19 protein-coding genes are annotated in these 20,803 nt (G+C 64.2%); 5 read left to right on the forward strand and 14 right to left on the reverse strand.

Translation table 11 applies throughout. The features are described from left to right. The first annotated feature begins 228 nt into the window (after positions 1-228). From gyrA to BMX04_RS13105, 3 genes are all read left to right on the forward strand, one after another. Positions 229-2,925: a DNA gyrase subunit A gene (gene gyrA, locus BMX04_RS13095; protein ID WP_074787199.1), complete on the forward strand. Its 2,697-nt coding sequence runs from the start codon at positions 229-231 to the stop codon at positions 2,923-2,925. 14 nt (positions 2,926-2,939) lie between these two features. After that, a complete protein-coding gene (locus BMX04_RS13100) occupies positions 2,940-3,788 on the forward strand; it encodes an NAD-dependent epimerase/dehydratase family protein (protein ID WP_074787318.1) in 849 nt (282 codons plus the stop codon). A 149-nt stretch (positions 3,789-3,937) separates the two neighbouring features. Continuing rightward, entirely contained in the window at positions 3,938-5,449 is a 1,512-nt protein-coding gene (locus tag BMX04_RS13105; RefSeq protein WP_244888549.1) for a UDP-N-acetylglucosamine 4,6-dehydratase family protein, read from the forward strand. Between the two features lie 280 nt (positions 5,450-5,729). Here BMX04_RS13105 and BMX04_RS13110 read toward each other — a convergent pair whose 3' ends face one another. The 6 genes from BMX04_RS13110 to prfA all read right to left on the reverse strand — a co-directional run bounded on the left by BMX04_RS13110 (position 5,730) and on the right by prfA (position 12,053). Then, positions 5,730-7,196 carry a carboxypeptidase M32 gene (locus BMX04_RS13110; RefSeq protein WP_074787201.1) on the reverse strand — a complete coding sequence of 489 codons (1,467 nt, stop codon included), beginning with the start codon at positions 7,194-7,196 and terminating at the stop codon, positions 5,730-5,732. Then, entirely contained in the window at positions 7,193-8,341 is a 1,149-nt protein-coding gene (ctaA, locus tag BMX04_RS13115) for a heme A synthase (protein WP_074787203.1), read from the reverse strand. The genes BMX04_RS13110 and ctaA overlap by 4 nt, the downstream gene beginning before the upstream one ends. 55 nt (positions 8,342-8,396) lie before the next feature. Next, positions 8,397-9,140, reverse strand: a complete 744-nt coding sequence (locus BMX04_RS13120) for an RNA methyltransferase (protein ID WP_074787205.1) — start codon at positions 9,138-9,140, stop codon at positions 8,397-8,399. A 165-nt stretch (positions 9,141-9,305) separates the two neighbouring features. Continuing rightward, positions 9,306-9,935 (reverse strand): DUF4167 domain-containing protein, encoded by a 630-nt coding sequence (locus BMX04_RS13125; protein WP_074787209.1) that lies wholly within the window; start codon positions 9,933-9,935, stop codon positions 9,306-9,308. 229 nt (positions 9,936-10,164) lie between these two features. Then, positions 10,165-11,010 carry a peptide chain release factor N(5)-glutamine methyltransferase gene (gene prmC / locus BMX04_RS13130; protein ID WP_074787212.1) on the reverse strand — a complete coding sequence of 282 codons (846 nt, stop codon included), beginning with the start codon at positions 11,008-11,010 and terminating at the stop codon, positions 10,165-10,167. Further along, on the reverse strand, positions 11,007-12,053 hold the full coding sequence (gene prfA, locus BMX04_RS13135) for a peptide chain release factor 1 (protein WP_074787214.1): 1,047 nt from the start codon (positions 12,051-12,053) through the stop codon (positions 11,007-11,009). The genes prmC and prfA overlap by 4 nt, the downstream gene beginning before the upstream one ends. Positions 12,054-12,119: 66 nt before the next feature. Between prfA and BMX04_RS13140 the strand changes: the two genes are divergently transcribed. After that, positions 12,120-12,407 (forward strand): hypothetical protein, encoded by a 288-nt coding sequence (locus BMX04_RS13140; RefSeq protein ID WP_074787216.1) that lies wholly within the window; start codon positions 12,120-12,122, stop codon positions 12,405-12,407. Here the strand turns inward: BMX04_RS13140 and BMX04_RS13145 are convergent. Genes BMX04_RS13145 through BMX04_RS13155 form a run of 3 tightly spaced genes read right to left on the reverse strand, consistent with a single transcriptional unit; the run spans position 12,342 to position 13,665 of the window. Continuing rightward, complete coding sequence (locus tag BMX04_RS13145; protein ID WP_074787320.1) at positions 12,342-12,743, reverse strand: DUF1499 domain-containing protein; 402 nt, start codon at positions 12,741-12,743, stop codon at positions 12,342-12,344. The genes BMX04_RS13140 and BMX04_RS13145 overlap by 66 nt on opposite strands. 29 nt (positions 12,744-12,772) lie before the next feature. After that, on the reverse strand, positions 12,773-13,168 hold the full coding sequence (locus BMX04_RS13150; RefSeq protein WP_074787218.1) for a cell division protein ZapA: 396 nt from the start codon (positions 13,166-13,168) through the stop codon (positions 12,773-12,775). Next, a complete protein-coding gene (locus tag BMX04_RS13155; protein ID WP_074787220.1) occupies positions 13,168-13,665 on the reverse strand; it encodes a hypothetical protein in 498 nt (165 codons plus the stop codon). Before BMX04_RS13155 ends, BMX04_RS13150 begins: the two co-directional genes overlap by 1 nt. Before the next feature lie 213 nt (positions 13,666-13,878). Here BMX04_RS13155 and tkt point away from each other — a divergent pair, with 213 nt between their 5' ends. Further along, complete coding sequence (tkt, locus tag BMX04_RS13160) at positions 13,879-15,894, forward strand: transketolase (RefSeq protein ID WP_074787322.1); 2,016 nt, start codon at positions 13,879-13,881, stop codon at positions 15,892-15,894. Positions 15,895-16,022: 128 nt separating this feature from the next. Here tkt and BMX04_RS13165 read toward each other — a convergent pair whose 3' ends face one another. The 5 genes from BMX04_RS13165 to BMX04_RS13185 form a co-directional block, all read right to left on the reverse strand. Continuing rightward, on the reverse strand, positions 16,023-17,156 hold the full coding sequence (locus BMX04_RS13165; RefSeq protein ID WP_074787222.1) for an ABC transporter substrate-binding protein: 1,134 nt from the start codon (positions 17,154-17,156) through the stop codon (positions 16,023-16,025). Positions 17,157-17,271: 115 nt separating this feature from the next. Further along, positions 17,272-17,766, reverse strand: a complete 495-nt coding sequence (locus BMX04_RS13170) for a hypothetical protein (protein ID WP_074787224.1) — start codon at positions 17,764-17,766, stop codon at positions 17,272-17,274. Between the two features lie 71 nt (positions 17,767-17,837). Next, positions 17,838-18,707 carry a sulfotransferase domain-containing protein gene (locus tag BMX04_RS13175; RefSeq protein ID WP_074787226.1) on the reverse strand — a complete coding sequence of 290 codons (870 nt, stop codon included), beginning with the start codon at positions 18,705-18,707 and terminating at the stop codon, positions 17,838-17,840. Further along, entirely contained in the window at positions 18,704-19,537 is an 834-nt protein-coding gene (locus BMX04_RS13180) for a sulfotransferase domain-containing protein (RefSeq protein ID WP_074787228.1), read from the reverse strand. Before BMX04_RS13180 ends, BMX04_RS13175 begins: the two co-directional genes overlap by 4 nt. Before the next feature lie 104 nt (positions 19,538-19,641). Next, positions 19,642-20,760, reverse strand: coding sequence for a porin (locus BMX04_RS13185; RefSeq protein WP_074787230.1), 1,119 nt, complete (start codon positions 20,758-20,760; stop codon positions 19,642-19,644). Positions 20,761-20,803 lie beyond the last annotated feature (43 nt).

A 20,803-nucleotide genomic window follows, 5' to 3' on the forward strand; every position in this document is an offset into this window, starting at 1 on the left:
TGTCTCTCCACTAACGGCCTGTGCGTCGATGATGCCCGAAAGAAATTACTTTTCAATAAAAACAGTATGTTGGCACTCGACGAGTGTGGCTGACAAATGCCGCCCCGCTGCGCCATTGCACCCCATATCATGGCTCTGATATAGTCGGTCCAACAATATGTAGCGCCAGATCACAGGACGGTAAAAAACGTGAGCGATACGCCTCAACCCCCTGAAAACACGGATGAAATGCCCCCCGCATATGACGGGCCCTCGGTTTCCATCACGCATGAGATGAAGACCTCCTATCTCGATTACGCGATGAGCGTGATCGTGAGCCGCGCAATCCCCGATCTGCGCGACGGATTAAAACCTGTGCACCGGCGCATCCTCTATGCCATGCATGAGGGCGGCAATACCCATGACAAGCCCTACCGCAAATCGGCACGCGCCGTGGGCGACGTGATGGGCAAGTATCACCCGCATGGCGATTCCGCGATCTATGACGCGCTGGTGCGCATGGCGCAGGATTTCTCGATGTCCCTGCCGCTGCTGGATGGTCAGGGCAATTTCGGCTCGATGGATGGCGATAACGCGGCGGCGATGCGTTACACGGAGGTGCGGATGGACAAGCCCGCCTCCTTCCTGCTGGCCGATATTGAGAAAGAGACCGTCGATTTTCAGGACAATTACGACGGCAAGGACCGCGAGCCGACGGTGCTGCCCGCGCGGTTCCCCAACATGCTGGTCAATGGCGCGGGCGGCATCGCCGTCGGCATGGCCACCAACATTCCGCCGCACAATCTGGGCGAGGTGATCGACGCGACACTGGCGCTGATCGACGATCCCGACCTTGGCAGCGAGGATCTGATCCAATACGTGCCGGGCCCGGATTTTCCCACCGGCGGCATCATGCTGGGCCGGTCGGGCGCGCGAAAGGCCTATCTGGAAGGGCGCGGCAGCGTTGTCATCCGTGCCAAGACCCGGGTCGAGGAGATCCGCAAGGACCGCTACGCCATCGTCATCGACGAAATCCCCTATCAGGTGAACAAGGCCACGATGATCGAGCGCATCGCAGAGGCCGCCCGCGAAAAGCGGATCGAGGGCATCGCCCATGTGCAGGACGAGAGCGACCGCAACGGTGTCCGCGTGGTGGTCGAACTCAAGCGCGATGCCACCGCCGAGGTGGTGCTCAACCAGTTGTTCCGTTTCACCCCGATGCAGACCTCCTTCGGTTGCAACATGCTGGCCCTCAACGGCGGCAAGCCCGAACAGCTGACGCTGCATCGCTTCCTGTCGCTCTTCGTGCAGTTCCGCGAAGAGGTGGTCGCGCGCCGCACCGCCTATGATCTGCGTAAGGCACGCGAACGCGCGCATGTGCTCTGCGGTCTGGCCGTCGCAGTCAGCAATGTCGACGAGGTGGTGGCCACCATCCGCTCGTCTGCCGATGCCGCCGAGGCCAGGAAAAAGCTGATGGAGCGACGCTGGCCCGCAGGCGACATCCTCGAATATATCGCGCTGATCGACGATCCCAGCCATCCAGCCAACGACGATGGCACCTATAACCTCTCCGAGGTGCAGGCCCGCGCGATCCTCGATCTGCGCCTGCAGCGCCTCACCCAACTGGGCGTCAAGGAAGTCACCGACGAGTTGCAGGACCTCGCGGGCAAGATCAAGGACTACCTCGCCATCCTCGCCAGCCGCGAACGGATCATGCAGATCATCCGCGACGAGTTGCAGGAGGTGCGCGAGCTTTTTGCCGTTCCCCGCCGCACCGAGATCGTGGATTGGTCCGGCGACATGGAGGACGAAGACCTCATCGAGCGCGAGGAGATGGTCGTCACCGTCACGCAGGGCGGCTATATCAAGCGCACCGCGCTCGCCGATTTCCGCGCCCAGAAACGCGGCGGCAAGGGCCTTAGCAGCATGGCCACCAAGGATGAGGACGTGGTGACCACGCTCTTCGTGGCCAACACCCATACGCAACTGCTGTTCTTCACCACTGAAGGCATGGTCTACAAGCTCAAGACATGGCGTCTGCCGCTTGGCGGGCGCACCTCCAAGGGCAAGGCCATCGTCAACATCCTGCCCATCCCCACCGGTGTCTCGATCGCCGCGATCATGCCGGTGGACCGCGCCGAGGAAGAATGGGACGACCTGCAGATCGTCTTTGCCACCTCGGCGGGCGACGTGCGGCGCAATGCGCTGAGCGATTTCACCAACGTCAAGCGCAACGGCAAGATCGCGATGGACCTGCCCGAGGGGGTGGAACTGGTGAATGCGCGGATCTGCTCGGAAGAGGATGACGTGATGCTGGTCACCGATTCCGGCCGCGCGATCCGGTTCCCGGTGACCGATGTGCGCGTCTTCAAGGGGCGCAAATCCACCGGCGTGCGCGGTATTCGCCTGCAAAACAGCGACCGCGTCGTGTCGATGTCGGTGATAGGCCATTTCGAGGCCACATCGGACGAACGCGCCGCCTATCTCAAGATGCGCCGTGCCGCCGCCGGTGCCCCTGACGACGAGGGGGCCGAGGACGAAGGCAATGCCGATGCCACCCTGAGTGCCGAGCGGTTCGAGGATATGCAGGCCGCCGAGAACCTGATCCTGACGATCACCGCCAACGGCTCCGGAAAACTGTCCTCCAGCCATGATTACCCGGTGCGCGGGCGCGGTGGCATGGGTGTCGCCGCCATCGACCGCGCGATGCGCGGTGGGCCGCTGGTCGCCTCCTTCCCGGTGACGCTGGAAGATCAGATCATGCTCGCCACCTCGCGCGGGCAGTCAATCCGCGTGCCGGTCCAAGGCATTTCCTTCCGCTCGCGCAGCGCGGGCGGGGTCAAGGTGTTCAACACCGGCAAGGGCGAAGAGGTCGTCTCGGTCGCGTGGATCGCCGAACAGGCCGAGGACGAGGACGAAGACGAGACGGCACCGTCGGAGGAATGAGCGGGGCGGGGCAGATGCAAGGCGCTGCCCCGGCCTCTCGCTGCCTGATCACCGGGGCGACCGGCCGGCTTGGCCGCCTGTTGCGCGCGCTCTGGCCTGCTGAGGACAGCCCGCAGCCCATCTGGCTCGCCCGGCGCGGCGATGCGGATATCCTCTGGCCCGGTGCAGATGCCCCCCTCCCCGACCTGCCCCCCTGCGCGACGGTGGTGGCGCTCTGGGGGCAGACATCGGGCGACGCGCAGACCCTTGCGCAGAACGTGGGCCTCGTGGCGCAAGGCGTGCGGCTGGCCCATGCCTGCGGGGCAAAGCGCGTGTTTCATATCTCGACCGCCGCGATCTACGGCCCCGGCCGCGCGATGCATGAGACCCGCAGCCCGACCCCGATCAACGCCTATGGCAGCGCCAAGCTGGAGATGGAGCGCGCCATCGCCGCCCTGCCCCGCGACGGTCTGCGCCATGTGATCCTGAGATTGGCCAACGTGGTGGGGTCGGACAGTCTTGCCCCGGCATTGCAGCACCCCGAACGCGGTATCACGCTCGACCGGTTCGCAGATGGTGCCGGACCGCGCCGCAGCTACATCGCGCCGGGCGATCTGGCGCGCGTGCTGGCCGGGCTGGCGCGGCTGGCCCCCGACACGCTGCCCGATACCCTCAACATCGCAGCGCCCGCGCCCGTGGCGATGGAGGATCTCGCACAGGCCGCGGGCTGCCAAGTGATCTGGCGCGCCGCGCCGCCCGAGGCGCAGGCAGAGGTCTCGCTCGATACCGCGCGGCTGGCGCGGCTCTTGCCGGACGCGTTGCACCATGTAACCCCCCGCGAGATGCTCGCCGATTGGCACAGCGCCCAGGGTCGCATCGCCTGACAGGCAGGCTCATGCTTTGGTCACATCCTTCACATCCCCACCGGATTCGGTCACGGCATGGTGAGAGGCATTGCCCCAAGACCCGCGCAAGGCCTATTATTGCCTGATCTGCCCCGCATATTGGGGGGTGTTTTCCTGCGGAGACGACCATGCCCGACCGGCTGACCCGCCTTCCGCGCCCCGGGCGAGGGCGTATCCTGCACGCGGTGATCGAGGCGGCGCTGATGCTGTCGGCCCTCATCCTCGCGGCGCTGCTCACTGGTGACGCGCGCGCACTCGCCGCATGGGGTCTCTGGGCGCTTCCATTGATGTTGATCGCGGCGGGGCTGGGCAACGCGCTCGACCTGCACCGCGCCACGCCGATCCGCCACCTCACCAGCGACATGGGACGGATTGCCCTTGTCTCAGGGATCGCAAGCCTCACCGGCATTCTCCTCTCGGCGGTGATGGCAGCCGGACTATCGGCACGGCTCTTCATCACGGCGGGCCTCGTGTATCTGCTCATATCGGGCGCGCGCCACCTCTGGCGGCGGCATGACGGCGGGACACGTCCCACCGGCCGCGCCGTCGATCCCGCGGCGCTTCTGGGGCGCGACGCCCTCGAGAACGAGTTGCCGGATGTGAACGACGTCTATTCCGGGCGGCGCATTCTCGTGACCGGCGCGGGCGGCTCCATCGGCTCGGAACTTTGCCGTCAACTGGTCCAATGCCGCCCCACGAGGCTGATCCTGATGGATCACGGCGAACATGTTCTGTTTCAGATCGAGCGCGAACTGCGCGACCTTGCCCCGGATCTGGAGATCATCCCGATTCTCGGCTCGGTCTGCGACGCCGCCCTCGTCAATGTCCTGATGCGCGCCAAGAAAATCGACGTGGTGCTGCACGCGGCCGCCTACAAGCACGTGCCGCTGGTGGAATCGAACGCCATCGAGGGGATGCGCAACAATGTTATCGGCACCCGCACCGTCGCCAATGCCGCGCGCGAGGCTGGCGTCGAACGGTTTATCCTCGTCTCCACCGACAAGGCGGTGCGCCCGACCTCGGTGATGGGCGCGTCGAAGCGGTTCGCAGAGATGATCGTGCAGGATCTTGCCACCCGCTCGGACAAAACGCGGTTTTCCATGGTGCGTTTCGGCAATGTGCTTGGCTCTTCGGGCTCGGTGATCCCGGTCTTCGCCGATCAAATCGCGCGCGGCGGGCCGGTTACGCTGACCCACCCGGAGGTGACGCGCTATTTCATGACCATCCCGGAGGCCGTGCGCCTCGTGCTTCTCGCGGGCTCGTTCGCCCGTGACGGCGATGTCTTCGTGCTCGACATGGGCGAACCGGTCGCCATTCAGGACATCGCGCGCCGGATGATCGAGGCCTCGGGCTATAGCGTGCGCGACGCAGCCAATCCGCGCGGCGATATCGAGATCGAGATCACCGGGTTGCGCCCCGGCGAAAAGCTGCATGAGGAATTGCTGATCGGCTCGGACATGCTGACCACACCGCACCCCCGCATTCTGCGCGCGCAGGAGGGGCACCTGTCGGAGATCGAGCTTGCCAAGGCGCTCAAGTCACTGTCCGAGGCGATCGAGACCCGCGACGTGACCCTGCTGCGCTCGATCCTCGCGCAGTGGATCGAGCAGGTCGAGGCGGATGAGGCGGTGAACGATTGAGGCCGCTCGAGCAGTTGGGATTGGCCTGAAGCGGACATAGCACCCCGCCAAAAGGTGCCGCGTGATCGCAGGGCCGGGGACTGGCGAAGCAACGGTCATGGTGGGTGCTTTATGCCAGCCAAGTCATTGTAACCTCAACACGTTGCGCACCCTATCAAATCGCCAGGCCGCGGGACGGCGTCATGCCGGAGGCATGCCTCTGGCATGGCGATCGCGCGGCACCTTCGGTGCGTTTCGCGCGGGCGGTGCGTATGTCCGCTAAAGGCCTAAACCTACCCCCTCAAAGCCCCCCGAATTTCTCCTCGAGATACTCCAGTAGCGGCTCCGCCGTGGGCTCCGCCCCGCCGCAGGCGCGCGCGATCACCTCGGCGGGCGCGAACCGCCCGCCATGCACCTGCACCTTTGAGCACAGCCACGATGTCGCTCCGCCCAGATCGCCGCGCGACAGATGCACCTCCAGATCCGGCACCGCCCCGCGCATCGCCCGGTACAGGCACCCGGCATAGACATTCCCCAGACTGTAAGTCGGGAAATAACCGAACAGCCCCACCGACCAATGCACATCCTGCAACACCCCGTTCGAGGCCCGATCCACCGCATAGCCGAAATCGGCTTCGAACCGGTCATTCCACGCGGCCTCCAGATCATCCGTCGACAGATCACCCGAAATCAGCGCCTTTTCCAGATCGAACCGCAGCATGATATGCAGGTTGTATTGCACCTCATCCGCCTCGGTGCGGATATACCCGCGATGCACCCGGCTGACCGCGCGGTAGAAGGTCTCGGCCTCGTCCAGCCCGAACTCACCGAAGGTCTCACGCATCCGCTCGAACAGCCAGCCGGTATAGGCGCGGCTTCGCCCCAGCTGGTTCTCATAGATCCGGCTCTGGCTTTCATGCACGCCCATCGACACGCCCTGCCCCAGCGGCGTCAGGCGATACTCGGGGTCGATGCCCTGCTCATAACAGGCATGGCCGACCTCGTGGATCGTCGAATAGAGGCAGTTGAACGGATCATGCTCGCTCACCCGGGTGGTGATACGCACATCGTCGCCGCTGCCAGAACTGAACGGATGCACCGCCATGTCGAGCCGCCCGCGCGCAAAATCATAGCCGAAATTCCGCGCCAGTTCGCGCGAGAGACGCAGTTGCGCCTGCTCGTCGAAATGCGCATCGAGCGCGGGCCACTCGCGCTCCAGCGCGCGGGCGCGCAGATCGACCAGCCGGGGCCGCATCTCGGCAAACGTCGTATCCAGTCGCGTCGCCGTCATGTCGGGCTCGAAATCGTCTATGAGGGCATCATAGAGGTCGCGCCCCCGCGCCACCGCCGTCGCCTCCTCGCGTTTCAATCGGATCACCTCGGCCAGCACCGGCGCGAAGGCGGCGTAATCGTCGCCCGCGCGCGCCTCGGCCCACTGCCCCTGCGCGCGGCTGGTCAGTCGCGCCAGCGCCACCGCCAGATCGCCGGGCACCAGCATCGCGCGGTCATGGTCGCGGCGGATATGGCGCAGTTGCGCGCGCGCCACCTCGTCGCTGACCTGAGCCTCGGCCTCGGCCAGCAGATCGCCGCGCCGGGGATCACAGCGCCGGGCGTGCAGCACCGCCTGCATCGCGCCCGACTCCTCGGACCGTTGCTCGGCCGCCCCGCGCGGCATCATGGTTTCCTGATCCCAGCCCAGCCGCCCCGCGACCTGCGCCAAGGCTTGCGTCTCGCGCTCCTGCGCCATCAGATCGTCATAGGCCGTCATGCCGTGCCCCCCCGAATGGATGTGGCGCGCGGATACTGGCTCAGGAACCGCGCCCGCAGGATCAGCACCCAGAGCACCACTGCCACGAATTGATGCGCAATCGCCAGTTGCCATGGCGCGATATAGAGCACCGTCATGATGCCCAGAACGATCTGCAACAGCAGCACAACGAACATCGCGGTGAACGCGCCGCGCGTGATGCCATGCGCGCTGCGCCGACCGCGCAACCAGACCACCACGGCAAACGCCAAGAGCAGATAGCCGCTCACCCGGTGGATGAACTGCACGGTGCCGGGGTTCTCGAAGAAGTTCCGCCACCGCGGCGCAAGGTCCATCATGTCGGGCGGCAGGATACCCCCGGCCATCAGCGGCCAGTCGGTATAAGTTCTGCCTGCGTCGATCCCCGCCACCAGCGCGCCCAGCAGGATTTGCAGAAAGGCGAAGTGCATGAGACCGGTGGAGAGGCTGAAAAGCTTGGCCTCACGCCCGCGCCGGGCCTGCATCAATTCCCGCTCCTCGCGCCCAAGCGCCATCACATACCAGGCAATCAGACCGAGGATGACGAAGGCCAGCCCGAGATGCGTGGCCAGCCGGTATGAGGCCACGGCGATCATCTCGCCCGACAGACCCGAGGACACCATCCACCAGCCGATCGCGCCCTGCGCCCCGCCCAGCGCACCAAGGCCCAGCAGACGCCCGGTCCAGCCCTTGGGGATCTGGCCTGCGATCAGAAAACCGAAAAAGCCCAGCGCCCAGACCAGCCCGATGACCCGGCCCAACTGCCGATGGCCCCATTCCCACCAGTAGATCACCTTGAACTCGGCAAGGCTCATTCCCTTGTTGAGCAATTCGTATTGCGGGATCGCGCGATACTTGTCGAATTCCTCCTGCCAGACGGCCTCCGACATCGGCGGCAGCGCGCCGGTCACCGGCTTCCATTCGGTGATCGAGAGCCCGCTATCGGTGAGCCGCGTGAGCCCGCCCACCGCGATCATCACCACCACCAGCGCAAAGAGGATCATCAGCCAGATGCGGATGCCACGCCGCGCGCCGCGCCGCCCGGAATCGATCATGCCACCCTTGGGGGCCTGCTTGGGGGCCTCAGTGCCGCCCACCTCTTCGAAAATACTGCGTTTCCCGCTCATATCCCGCCTTTCAGACTTTGACCGCATGACAGCTTAGGTCGCGGCCCCTCCCGCTTCAACCGCGCTCCTTCCAGCGGACCATCTGCCGCAACACGCCATGCAGCATCTGCACATCGGCGCGGGTCAGCGGCATCCGGCTCCAGAGGTTGCGCAGGTTGGTCTTCATGCTTTCGGCCTTGTGCTCGGGGAAAAAGAACCCCGCCTCGCCCAGCCGGTCCTCGTAATGTTCCGCCAGCTTTTCGATCTCTACCTGTTCGGCCCAATCGGACTTGGCCATGTCCATACGCTCATGCACCACCTCGCCTGCCGCGCGCTGCCACTCATAGGCGGTCAGCAGCACGCATTGCGCAAGGTTGAGACTGGCGAACTCCGGGTTCACCGGCACGTTGATGATCGCGTTGGCCCGCGCGATATCGTCATTCTCCAGCCCGGCGCGCTCCGGCCCGAAGAGCACGGCCACATTTTGCCCCTCGGCGATCTTCTCAGCGGCCAGCGCCATCGCGCGTTCGGGGCTGAAGACCGGCTTGGTCAGGCCCCGCGCCCGCGCCGTGGTGGCAAAGACATAGGCGCAATCGGCCACGCCCTCCGCCGTCGTCTCGACCAGCTGCGCCTCGTCCAGAAGCCGCCCCGCGCCGCTTGCCATCGCGACCGCCTTGGGGTTGGGCCAGCCATCGCGCGGCGCCACGATGCGCATCCGGTCGAGGCCGAAATTCCACATCGCCCGCGCGGCAGCCCCGATATTCTCGCCCATCTGCGGGCGCACGAGCACGAAGGCGGGCTGCGGTCGGTCACTGGGCATCGGCTCTCTCTTTTCCGGATAGGCGGCGCGCCGGGTTTAGGACAGGGCCGCGGCACTGAAAAGCCCCTGCCCTTCATCTTTCTTAAAATACTCATGCCAAACCCAAGCAAAAGGGCGCGCGCCCTGACCGGCCGCGCGCCCTTTGACTGTCGATCTCTGGATCGTCTATTCGGCGGCTTCCGCCGGGCCGCCGGAGGAGCCATCCTTAGCCTCGCCGCCCTGCGCCTGACCGTCGCCGCCCTCTGGTTTGGCAGGCTTCTTGGCGCGCGGCTTGCGCGGGCGCTTCTGCGTGGCGGGCTTATCCTGGCTTTCCGGTGTCTCCACCAGTCCGCTCTCGCCTTCATTGCCGCTGTCGATCACGTCGGGTTGAGCGCTGCGCGACGGATCGGGCTGCGCCTGACGTGTTTCCTGAGCGCCGCTATCCGTTTCATCGCGTGCAGCACCACCGTCGCGTCCACCGTGAGGGCGATCGCCGCGATCACGGTCGCGGTCGCGGTCGGCCTGACGGTCGCGGTTCTGACGCTCCTGCTCTTCGCGGCGTGCGTCCTGTTCCTTCTGCGCCTCGCCCAGCATGCGCAGGTAATGCTCGGCATGCTGCTGGAAATTCTCGGTTGCGACCCGGTCGCCCGACAATTGCGCATCGCGTGCAAGCTGATTGTATTTCTCGATGATTTGCTGCGGCGTGCCGCGCACCTTGCCCTCGGGGCCGGAGCTGTCGAAGACCCGGTTGACGATATTCCCGACCGAGCGGTTGCGGTTCGGCTTGTTCCGCGAACGTGACTTGGATGATCTCATATTTTTGCAGTCCAGCCTTGTGGTCAATGCGTCGCTTGCTCCGACTGGCGCGTCTGTGCGCCGAAATGTGTCGGATCGGACATGTATTGGCTTGGCACCAAGCGGGACCGCCCTTATCGGGCATCCGCCGTCTTGATGTCTTTCAATAAACACGCCCAATCGCAGCGCACAAGAGGAAAGCACGATTTTTCTTCGATTTGCGCGGTTTTTGGCGGTCAGACCGCGCAAATCAGCCGATATCGACCGGCCATCTGCCGATAACCACGCGGTCGCGTCCGTCGAGATCGGGCAGCACGCCCACCTCGGCAAAGCCCGCCGCGCAAATGATATCGCGCACCGGCGCGCCCTGCTGCCAGCCGATTTCCACCGCGATGCGCCCACCCGGGCGCAGATGCGCCCCGGCACCCGACGCGATTGCGCGATAGGCCGAGAGCCCGTCGTCGCCATCGGTCAGCGCGCCCTCGGGGTCGTGGTCGCGCACCTCAGCGCTGAGACCCGGCATCTCGTCCACCGCAATGTAAGGCGGGTTCGAGACGATCAGATCAAACGCGCCCGTGACCTGCGAAAACCAGTCAGAGCGGCGAAGATCAAGCCGCGCGTCCACCCCATGCCGCGCCGCGTTGCGCGTGGCCACCTGCAGCGCCGCCGCGCTGATATCCGTGGCCACGCCACGGGCCTTGGGCCACTCTGCCAGGAGCGTCACCGCGATGATCCCGCTGCCGGTGCCAAGATCGAGCAGCCGCGCCGGGGCCGGGCCGCGCAGCACCTCGGCGATCAGGCATTCGGTTTCGGGGCGCGGATCAAGCACATCCGCCGTCACCTCAAAGCTGCGCCCCCAGAACTCGCGCCACCCGATGATCTTCGCCACCGGCGCGCGCGCCACGCGCCGCGCGACCATCTTGTCGAACCGCGCCACCGCCGCCGCATCGAGATCATCGCACAGATGCAAGGTCAGCCGGTCACGCGGCACCTCCATTGCCACGGCCAGCAACGCGCGCGCATCACCCGCCGCACCCTCGATGCCCGCTGCCTGCAAGGCCCGCGTGGCCGCAATCAGGGCGGCCTGCGCGCTCACGACATCTCGGCCAAAAGTGTGGCCTGCGCATCCGCCGTCAGCGCGTCGATCACCTCGTCGAGATCGCCCTGCATCACCTGATCGAGCTTATAGAGCGTCAGGTTGATGCGATGATCGGTCATCCGCCCCTGCGGGAAGTTATAGGTGCGGATGCGCTCCGAGCGGTCACCGCTGCCGACCTGCGCCGCACGGCTGGCCGAGCGTTCGCCGTCCACCCGGCTGCGCTCCATGTCAAAGAGCCGCGACTTCAGCACATCCATCGCGATCTCGCGGTTGCGGTGCTGCGACTTCTGGCTGCTGGTGACCACCAGACCGGTTGGAATATGGGTGATCCGCACCGCCGAATCGGTGGTGTTCACGTGCTGCCCGCCCGCGCCCGAGGAGCGCATCGTGTCGATGCGCAGATCGTTCGGGTCGATCCGGATATCGACATCCTCGGCCTCGGGCAGCACCGCGACGGTCGCGGCAGAGGTGTGGATGCGCCCGCCGCTCTCGGTCTCGGGCACGCGCTGCACGCGGTGGACGCCGGATTCGAACTTAAGCCGGGCAAAGACGTCCTCGCCGCCCACCCGCGCCACCAGTTCGCGCAAGCCCCCCAACTCGCTCCATTGCTCCTCGATCACCTCGAAGGACCAGCCCTGTGCCTCCGTGTACCGCTGATACATGCGCATCAGGTCAGCGGCGAACAGCGCCGCCTCGTCGCCGCCGGTGCCGGGGCGGATTTCGAGGATCGCGGCGCGATTGTCGGCGGCGTCGCGCGGCAGAAGCGCCAGTTGCAGCGCCGCCTCCATCGCGGGCAGACGCGCCTCCAGTTCCTCGATCTCGGCACGGGCCAGATCGCGCATTTCGGCATCATCCAGCATCGCGCGCGCGCCCTCGATATCCGCCAGGGCCTGCCGGTAGGCGCGGATTTCCTCGACGACGGGGCGCAACTCGGCATATTCGCGACCCAACTGCGCGATATCACCGCCGCCCTGCGTCATCTGCGCCTCGATATACTCGAAACGCTGCGTGATCTGTTCCAGTCTGTCCAAAGGCACCATGGGGCTGATCCTCTGTCCCATCCTTGTGACTTGGTCAAGGGCGCAAAGCTGTGATATCTTCATGCGATGAGATTGCTCTGGCCCCTCCTCCTCCTCGCGGCCACGCCCGCGCTTTCGGATGCCACCATCGGCGGCAAGACCGTCGAATGCTATTGCACCGATACCAGCGGCGCGCGTGTGGAGATGGGCGAGATGATCTGCCTGCGGGTCGATGGCAAGATGTTCATGGCCAAATGCGCGATGTCGCTCAACGTGCCGATCTGGCGCAAGGTCAGCGATGGTTGCCTGTCATCCAGCCTGACCGAGCCGGTAGAGCCAACGCTCGATACGGGCGGCGTTCACGCCCAGATCTGACTTGCCAAAGCGCAGCCGTCCGTAAATCTCCAGCATGTCGTCGCTCTGCCGCACCGTGGTGTAATCGGGAAAGCCGAACACCCGGCTGCGGGTGACATAGGTAATCATGCCCTGATCCACGCTCCCCGCCAGGACCCGCGTGCGGGCCGTGTCGCGGATGATCGCATCCAGCGTGGCCAGATCACCCTCGACGCGGCGCATCGCGCCGCCCTCCAGATCGCGATCCGTCACACTCTCGGGCATCTGGTGCCAGCGTGCCGGATCGGACGGGGCCAGCCGGACAAAGGCCAGCGCCGCCGCGATCAGCACCACAAGAAGAACGGCCAGCAGCTTCATCATCCTACCCCCGGTGCCACTCACGGGCCTCAGCCAGCGCGCGCACCGTCCACCGTTTCGGCCAGTGCCTCGGCACGCGCGGCGATCTCGGCCAGCGTCTCGGTCACCTCCTGCGGCACCACCGGCACCTCCACGCGCTCTGCCTCGGGGGCGGGCGCGTTGCGCAATTGATCCAGTTCCGCCTCGCGTTCTGCCAGCTTGTCCTCGGCGGCGCGCAGCTTGTCCTGCAAGCCTGCGGTCTTGTCGGCGAGCATCAGCCCCGCCATCAACAGCATCCGCGCCTCGGGAATGCGCCCGATCTGCGCAGCCAGAACCGAGGCCTCCTCGTCCAGCATCTTGGCGGCGGAATGCAGGTAGTGCTCTTCGCCCGCCTGACAGGCAACGTCGAACATGCGGCCACCGATCTCGATCTTCACCTCGGGCATCACGCGTCCTCCGTCTTGGTTGCGGTGTCGTCCCCGGCCTCGGCGATGACCTGCCCCAGTTCGGTCAGCACCGCCTCGACCTCGTCGCGGTCTGCGGCGCGGGCGGCCCGCAGGCCTTCCAACTCGGCCAGCATGGACTTGTTGATCAGATGCGGCTCGGCGACGCCCGCCTGATGCGCCTCGCGCAGGGCCTGATTGTTGTCACGCAACTGCTGGTTCGCCTTGCGCAGCGATTGTAGATCGGCATCGAGCTTGCGCAGGCTGTCGGACTGCGCGCTGCGCGCGGCCTCCAACTCGGCCTCGCGCGCCTCGAGCCGTTCGCGCAGCGTGCGCACCCGCTCTTCAAGCTGGGCATTCGCCAGCTTTTCGTCCTCGATATCCTGACGCAGCTTGACCATTTCGGCCGGATCGCCCGCAGCCTCGCGCCCGTCCAGACCCTTGGTGATCCGGTCCAGCGCTGCGGTGATCCGCGCCTGCAACTCGTCTATCTGGCTCATCTCCTCGATCCCTCGCTTGTCTTGGCCCGGTTGTCTGACGAATCGCACACCGGACCGGTTTTGATCAAGTCTAGCCAAAACCGCAGGGAAATGCGCGTCCTTTGGCACGGTTGCACGCCGCACACCCCCCTGACGCGCCGCGCGCGCTTGATCTTCTGTGTCGGGCTGGTATGCAGCGACAATCTGTTGCCACTTCCAAAGGATGCACCCCCCGTGGATATCGCCGCCCTGCGCTCTGCCAACCCCGATCACTGGATGAAGGCCACCGCCATTCGCGCGCTGACCCTCGACGCCGTCGCCGCCGCCAATTCCGGCCATTCCGGCATGCCCATGGGCATGGCCGACGTCGCCACCGTGCTGTTCGAGAATCACCTGAAATTCGACGCGGCCAACCCCGACTGGCCGGATCGCGACCGGTTCATCCTGTCGGCGGGCCACGGCTCGATGCTGCTCTACGCGCTGCTCCACCTCACCGGCTATCAGGACATGACGCTGGAGGATCTGCGCAATTTCCGTCAATGGGGTGCCAAGACGGCGGGCCACCCGGAATACGGCCACGCAAAGGGGATCGAGACCACCACCGGCCCGCTCGGTCAGGGCATCGCCAATTCGGTTGGGTTCGCCATCGCCGAAGAGGCCCTGCGCGCGCGGTTCGGCAAGAAGCTGATGGATCATCACACCTATGTAATCGCCGGTGACGGCTGCCTGATGGAAGGCGTGAGCCAGGAGGCGATCAGCCTTGCCGGACGCCAGGGTCTGGGCAAGCTCATCTTGCTGTGGGACAACAACAACATCACCATCGACGGCACCGTTGATCTGGCCGACCGCACCGATCAGGTGAAACGCTTCCGCGCCAGCGGTTGGCACGTGCAGGAAATCGACGGCCATGACCCGGCGGCCATCGACGCCGCCCTGACCGAGGCCAAGCGCACGCGCAAACCCTCGATGATCGCCTGCAAGACGCATATCGCATTGGGCCATGCCGCGCAGGACACCTCCAAGGGTCACGGCGCGCTGACCGATGCCGATCAGCTCAAGGCGGCCAAAGACGCCTATGGCTGGCCGCATGGCCCCTTCGAGGTGCCGTCGGATGTGAAATCCGCATGGGAGGCCATCGGTAAACGCGGGGCGGCGGATTACGCCGACTGGCAGGCACGACTGGCCGAGGCCTCGGCGCAGCGTCAGGCCGAAATCGAGCGCATCTTTGCCCGCAACGTGCCGTCGAAACTCTCGGCCCGGATCAAGGCGTTGAAAAAGCAGGTCAGCGAAGAAGCCCCCAAGGTGGCCACCCGCAAATCGAGCGAGATGGTGCTCGAAGTGGTCAACCCGATCATGCCCGAGACCATCGGCGGTTCGGCGGACCTGTCGGGCTCCAACAATACCCGCTCGGGCGACATGACCGTGTTTGACGAAGGCAACCGCAAGGGCCGTTACATCCATTACGGCATCCGCGAGCATGGCATGGCGGCGGCGATGAACGGCATGGTGCTGCATGGCGGCATCCGCCCCTATGGCGGCACCTTCATGTGCTTCACCGATTACGCCCGCCCCTCGATGCGCCTCGCCGCGCTGATGAAGATCCCCACCGTTTTCGTCATGACCCATGACAGCATCGGACTGGGCGAGGATGGCCCGACCCACCAGCCGATCGAGCATCTGGCGATTTCGCGCGCCACGCCCAACACCTGGGTGTTCCGCCCCTGCGATACGGTCGAGACCGCCGAGGCCTGGGAACTGGCGCTGAATTCCAAGGAAACACCCTCGGTCCTGTCGCTGACCCGTCAGGGCCTGCCGACGCTGCGCCGCGAGCACAAGGCCAAGAACCTGACCGCCCAGGGGGCCTATGTTCTGGCCGACGCGGAAGGAAAACGTCAGGCGATCCTACTGGCGACGGGTTCCGAGGTCGCCATCGCGATGGCCGCCCGCGACATCCTGCAAGAGGCCGGGATCGGCACGCGCGTCGTCTCGATGCCCTGCTGGGAACTCTTCGAAGAACAGGACGAGAGCTATCGCCGCCGTGTTCTGCCCGCGGGCCCGGTGCGCGTCGCGGTCGAGGCGGCGATCCGCTTCGGCTGGGATCGCTGGCTCTATGGCGAGCGCGGCAAACGCGAAAAAGGCGAATTCGTCGGCATGCACGATTTCGGTGCCTCCGCCCCGGCGGAAGTGCTCTACGAGAAGTTCGGCATCACCGCCGAGGCCGTGGCCGAAAAGGTCAAGGCACTGCTCTGAGTGTCAGGGGGGCGCATATGGATTGACGCCCCCTTCCCGGCTGACATCGCCGCTGCGTTTCAAGCCTCACACACGAAAAAGGCCCGGGCATGGACCCGGGCCTTTTTATCAGCAGGATGCGCCTGCCCTTACATCTTGCAGTCCGCCGCATAGGCATCCGCGTGATCCTCGAGCGCCACGCCAATGATCTTGTTGGTGAACACGTCGCCCTCCTTGATCACCTCGCGCACATAGATGTCCTGCACCGGGTGGTGGTTGGGGCCAAAGGCGAAATCACCCCGCGTGCTGTCGAACTCCGCCGCTTCCAGCGCCGCTCGGAACGCATCCGCGTCCGAAACATCGGCCTTCTCCATCGCGGAAATCAGCAGGTTCGCGGTGTCGAACCCCTGGCTTGCGTAAAGCGAGGGCAGACGGTCATATTTGGCCTGAAAGCTCTCGACAAAGGCGGCATTGGTCGGATTGTCGATATCCTTCGACCATTGCGAAGTATTCACCACGCCAAGGGCTGCATCCCCCACGGCCTGCAGAATGCCCTGATCAAAGCTGAAGGCGGGACCAACCACCGGCAGATCGACGCCACTGTCGGCATATTGCTTTAGGAACGAAATCCCCATCCCGCCGGGCAGGAAGAAGAACACCGAGTCGGCCCCGCTCGCACGGACCTGCGCGATCTCGGCGGCGTAATCGGTCTGACCCAGTTGGGTATAGATCTCACCCGCCAGTTCGCCCTCATACATCCGCTTGTAACCGGTCAGGGCATCCTGCCCTGCCGGGTAGTTGGGGGCGAGGATGAAGCTGTTCTTGTAGCCCGCATCATTGGCATAGGCCCCCGCCGCCTCGTGCAGGTTGTCGTTCTGCCACGCGACGTTGAAATAGTTCTGGTGGCAGCCCTTGCCCGCCAGCGCCGACGGCCCGGCATTGGGCGAGAGATAGAACTTGCCCTGCGCGACCGCCCCCGGCACCACCGCCATGGCGAGGTTCGACCAGATGATGCCCGTCAGCACATCGACCTTCTCGGCCTGGATCATCTTGTCCGACAATTGCACCGCGATATCGGGTTTACGCTGATCGTCCTCGATCACCACCTCGATGTCGTCACGGCCCGATTGCTCCACCGCCAGCATGAAGCCGTCGCGCACGTCGATGCCGAGGCTCGCCCCGCCACCCGACAGCGTGGTGATCATGCCCACCTTGACCTCGGCCTGCGCGCCGATGGCGGCCAGCGACATGGCCCCGGCCATGGCGAATGTTCTGAATGTCATATGTCCGTCTCCCTGGATGCAGGCGGGTTGCACCCCGCCCGGTCTCTGCGCCCCTCATCGGGGCGTCACTCCTTGCATCCCACAGGTTTGGACAAAGGTCCAGATGTCAGCGGCGTCAGGATCCGCCAGCGCCAGGGCCGGACGGCACGAAACTCACGGTAAATCCACCCATTTCGTCGATTTCGACATGCACCACCTGCCGGGGCAGACGTACCACGGCACGCTGATCGGCCTGCCAAGGCTGATCAGTCAGTACACACCCGGCCTCTTGGCCGCCAAAATCGGCCCTCGGGGGCACTTCCTGCATAAACCTCAGACCACGCACCACCGCGCCGCCGGCGATCTCGACAGAGCCTGTATCAAGAACCTCCTTGGCCTTGCCCTTGGTCAGAACTGATTGTTGCTTGCTCTGGGCCCAGACCCCGCACACCATGGTGCGGCCTTGGTTTTCCTGCAAATCCACCGCAACGGTCAGTCCCCCGCCGCTGTCATAGCTGCCGCCCGACAGCACCGGATCGCTCCCAAGGCGGGCCACGGTCTGCGGTTCTGTCGAGACACTGCACGCGGTCAGGAAAACGCCTGAGGCAAGGACTATGGCGGTTCGCATCATGGTGGCCTCCAGAAGTTACAATGCATAGGCGTAGAGATATGCATCCCATGCGAAATTGCAAAGCAGCCCGTTCACGCCGCTCCAGCGAAACGCGCTGTCTCCTTCAGCATCTCGGGGTAGAATTTCTCCAGCGTGGGCAGGAACGCCTCGCGAATGCGGCCCACTTGCGCAGGCGTCAGATCATCGCGCCAGACCCCCGCCTGCCCCTTTGCAAAAAACGCCTTCATCTCTGACGGCTTCTCCGCAAACCCATGTTTTTCCTCGAATTTCTTCATAGACTCGAAATTCGTGGCTTTCACGGCGCGGGCCAGCTTGGGCTTGTCCACCGGCATGCGAAAGAATTGCTCAATCAGCCCGCGCATCGCTTTTCCGGTATTGGCCAGCATATCCTCGTAGCGCAGCACATGGCGCGGCAGACCGGGGGCCGAGGTCCAGCTATTGACGTGATCGTCCCATCGGCCAAGCGGCTCGAATATGCCGGCCGCGGTGCCCGCCATGGAATCCGGGTTCATCATCCGGTCGATCGCGGTGTCCAGATCACAGGCCTGATGCCGGGCAAAGGACGGGGCCAGATCGAACGGGTTGCGCATGATGTAGATCGCGGCCGCGGTCACCTCGGGCGGGATAAGATCGTAGTCCCCGACGCGCATGGTCTGGCAATGGGTCTTGACGAAATGATGGTTCGGCTTCGACCCCGCGATCAGGCGCAACGCCTTGGGCCGCATCTTGAGCCACTCCTCGATCGTGGTGCCGGTATACTTCCCACCGGCGGCGGCATCGAAAAAGTCGCTTCGGACATCCCCGGTGGTGAAATCGCGCAGGTTGTTGAGGTCAGGCACCTGCCCCGGCGGCATGAAATAATGCGCCAGCAGGCTGCGCATCCACGTGTTGCCGGACTTGGGAAAAGAGGCCAGCCAGATAATTCGGCGCAGATCACTCATTCCAAATATCCGTGTTGTTTCATGACCTTGCGATGCGTATGCTTCATCTTCTTGACAAGGCGCGGCTCAAGGTCGGTCTTCCATTGATCCTTTTGTCCCTTGGCGAAAAAGCGTTCGCTTTGCTGCGATTTCTCGACGAACCCCTGCTTTTTCTCCTGTTCCGACAGTTCCTTGAAGCTGGAGAAAAGAATCGCACGGTCCAGCCGCGCCTCGTCTACCGGCATGCCCAAATGCTCCACCACCTTGGTGAAACACGTCTTCGGATCAACCAGCATGTCCTCATAGCGCAGCACGAGAACGGGATAAGGCGATTTCCCGGTGGTCCAGCTGCGCACATGATCGGACCATGAGCGCATGAATTGCGTCACTGTCTCTGCATCCGGCGGGTTGGCGTTGTCCGGATGGCTGACGGTATAGACCGCCTCTTCGTGGCTCATCCCGTAATGGCGCGCGTAGGACAGCACCATGTCGAGCGGGTTGCGCAGGATATAGATCGCAGAGCGCGTGAGTTCATCCGGAATAAGCGGCACGTCCCGTGCGACCACCCGCGCATTATGCGTTTTCACGAGGTTGATATCGGCGTTGTTCGCCACGATCCCGCGCAGCACGAGCGGGCGCAGATTCAGCATATCCTCGATATTCGCTGGATCAATTGGACTCTGCGCGACCATCCGATACATCTTGGTGATCGAGTCGCCAAGTGCTACGTGATAAGACTGGTTAATAGAGACGGGCTCTGTGGCGTTGGCAATATAGTTGGCCAGAAAAATCCGCGTCCAAGTATTTCCCGACTTGGGATAGGACGCCATCCAGACGATACTTTTCTTCATGCTCCGGGACGCCCGTCTTTTGCTGGGTAAATTTCCATGCGCACAAATAAAAGCGGCGGGGGGTAATGTCACCCCCCGCCGCCAATGTTTTCAGATCACGTGGATCAGAAGCTCAGGTTGATCGCGGTTGCGACCACGTCGCCTTCGATCTTCCCACCAGTATTACCGTCGGTGGTTTCCTGATTGAAGTAGTACACGTCCCAGCTCACGCCAGCACCGAGGCTGCGCGACGCGGCCAGCTTGATGACGTCGTAGTCGCTGGAATCGACACCAGCACCGTTGTCGACTTCACCGAAATAGCCTTCGAGACCAACGGTCCAAGGGCCCGCGATGTCATATGCAACACCGACGCTCAGGCCCTCCTGATCACCAACGCCACCAACAGCACCGTTGTCATTCTCAGCGTAACCCACACCGAAGGTGAAGCCGCTGACGCTGATCGCTGCACCAAGACCCCAAGTTTCGGGATCGGACACGCCCGCAACGTTAGAATCACCCGTGCCCCAACGGCCACCGAGGTCAATGTCAACGCCGTTGAACGACTGGCTGTAGCTCACACCAACGTCGAAGATGTCGGTGATGTTAGCAGCCGAATTAAAGTCCACCGGCGCGTTGTTCGACGCGTTACCAGCGTTGCTGGGCGCGTAGGACACACCAAGGGTCAGGCCGTTGAAGGACGGCGTGAAGTAGGTGATGCGCTGCACATCGTTGTTGCCGCCAACTTCAGTGTAGGACGACAGAGCCGCCTGACGGAAGCCGCCCGAACCGGTGACCGGAACGAAGGCCGAGGTCGAACGCGAGTTGATCGCCATGGAGCCAACCTGCGGCGCTGCAACCATCGAACGGTAGCCGGCCGAGTTCTCGGAGCCGAGGTCGATGCGGCCCAGCGTGTCGCTGGAGATGGTGACATACGATTCGTCGATGCCGTCTGTACCGCCGCCGCCGTTCAGTGCTTCCATCTGAACGTTGAAGCCGAAGGTCATGCCGTTGTCGAGCGTGACGGAGGGCGAGAAGATGATCTCGGAGTTTGTGAAGATGTTCACGCCATCATTGTCGACGCCAGGAAACAAAGCTTCATTAGCAGCATTGCGGTCGATGCTCGAGATACCGACGTGAGTGTTTGCGAAACCGCCCCAGTCCAGGTTCCATTCCTGGGCCGATGCCGGTGCGGCCATTGCGACGCCGAGTGCAATCGCGCTGGTGCTCAGAATTTGCTTTTTCAAGGGTGTCCCTCCTCATAAGCAGGTTTTTCGGATCCGCCGCACC

Source organism: Roseovarius tolerans, from assembly GCF_900109855.1.
Classification (GTDB): domain Bacteria; phylum Pseudomonadota; class Alphaproteobacteria; order Rhodobacterales; family Rhodobacteraceae; genus Roseovarius; species Roseovarius tolerans.

Excerpts from the sequence above, each read along its gene's own strand:
- BMX04_RS13120 (WP_074787205.1), bottom strand. The coding sequence starts at position 9,140 with ATGCCCAGTGACCGACCGCAGCCCGCCTTCGTGCTCGTGCGCCCGCAG.
- BMX04_RS13100 (WP_074787318.1), top strand. The coding sequence starts at position 2,940 with ATGCAAGGCGCTGCCCCGGCCTCTCGCTGCCTGATCACCGGGGCGACC.
- prfA (WP_074787214.1), bottom strand. The coding sequence starts at position 12,053 with ATGGTGCCTTTGGACAGACTGGAACAGATCACGCAGCGTTTCGAGTAT.
- BMX04_RS13140 (WP_074787216.1), top strand. The coding sequence starts at position 12,120 with ATGAGATTGCTCTGGCCCCTCCTCCTCCTCGCGGCCACGCCCGCGCTT.
- BMX04_RS13150 (WP_074787218.1), bottom strand. The coding sequence starts at position 13,168 with ATGCCCGAGGTGAAGATCGAGATCGGTGGCCGCATGTTCGACGTTGCC.
- BMX04_RS13180 (WP_074787228.1), bottom strand. The coding sequence starts at position 19,537 with ATGAAGAAAAGTATCGTCTGGATGGCGTCCTATCCCAAGTCGGGAAAT.
- BMX04_RS13170 (WP_074787224.1), bottom strand. The coding sequence starts at position 17,766 with ATGATGCGAACCGCCATAGTCCTTGCCTCAGGCGTTTTCCTGACCGCG.
- BMX04_RS13145 (WP_074787320.1), bottom strand. The coding sequence starts at position 12,743 with ATGAAGCTGCTGGCCGTTCTTCTTGTGGTGCTGATCGCGGCGGCGCTG.
- gyrA (WP_074787199.1), top strand. The coding sequence starts at position 229 with ATGCCCCCCGCATATGACGGGCCCTCGGTTTCCATCACGCATGAGATG.
- BMX04_RS13105 (WP_244888549.1), top strand. The coding sequence starts at position 3,938 with ATGCCCGACCGGCTGACCCGCCTTCCGCGCCCCGGGCGAGGGCGTATC.
- BMX04_RS13165 (WP_074787222.1), bottom strand. The coding sequence starts at position 17,156 with ATGACATTCAGAACATTCGCCATGGCCGGGGCCATGTCGCTGGCCGCC.
- ctaA (WP_074787203.1), bottom strand. The coding sequence starts at position 8,341 with ATGAGCGGGAAACGCAGTATTTTCGAAGAGGTGGGCGGCACTGAGGCC.
- BMX04_RS13155 (WP_074787220.1), bottom strand. The coding sequence starts at position 13,665 with ATGAGCCAGATAGACGAGTTGCAGGCGCGGATCACCGCAGCGCTGGAC.
- BMX04_RS13175 (WP_074787226.1), bottom strand. The coding sequence starts at position 18,707 with ATGAGTGATCTGCGCCGAATTATCTGGCTGGCCTCTTTTCCCAAGTCC.
- BMX04_RS13110 (WP_074787201.1), bottom strand. The coding sequence starts at position 7,196 with ATGACGGCCTATGACGATCTGATGGCGCAGGAGCGCGAGACGCAAGCC.
- BMX04_RS13125 (WP_074787209.1), bottom strand. The coding sequence starts at position 9,935 with ATGAGATCATCCAAGTCACGTTCGCGGAACAAGCCGAACCGCAACCGC.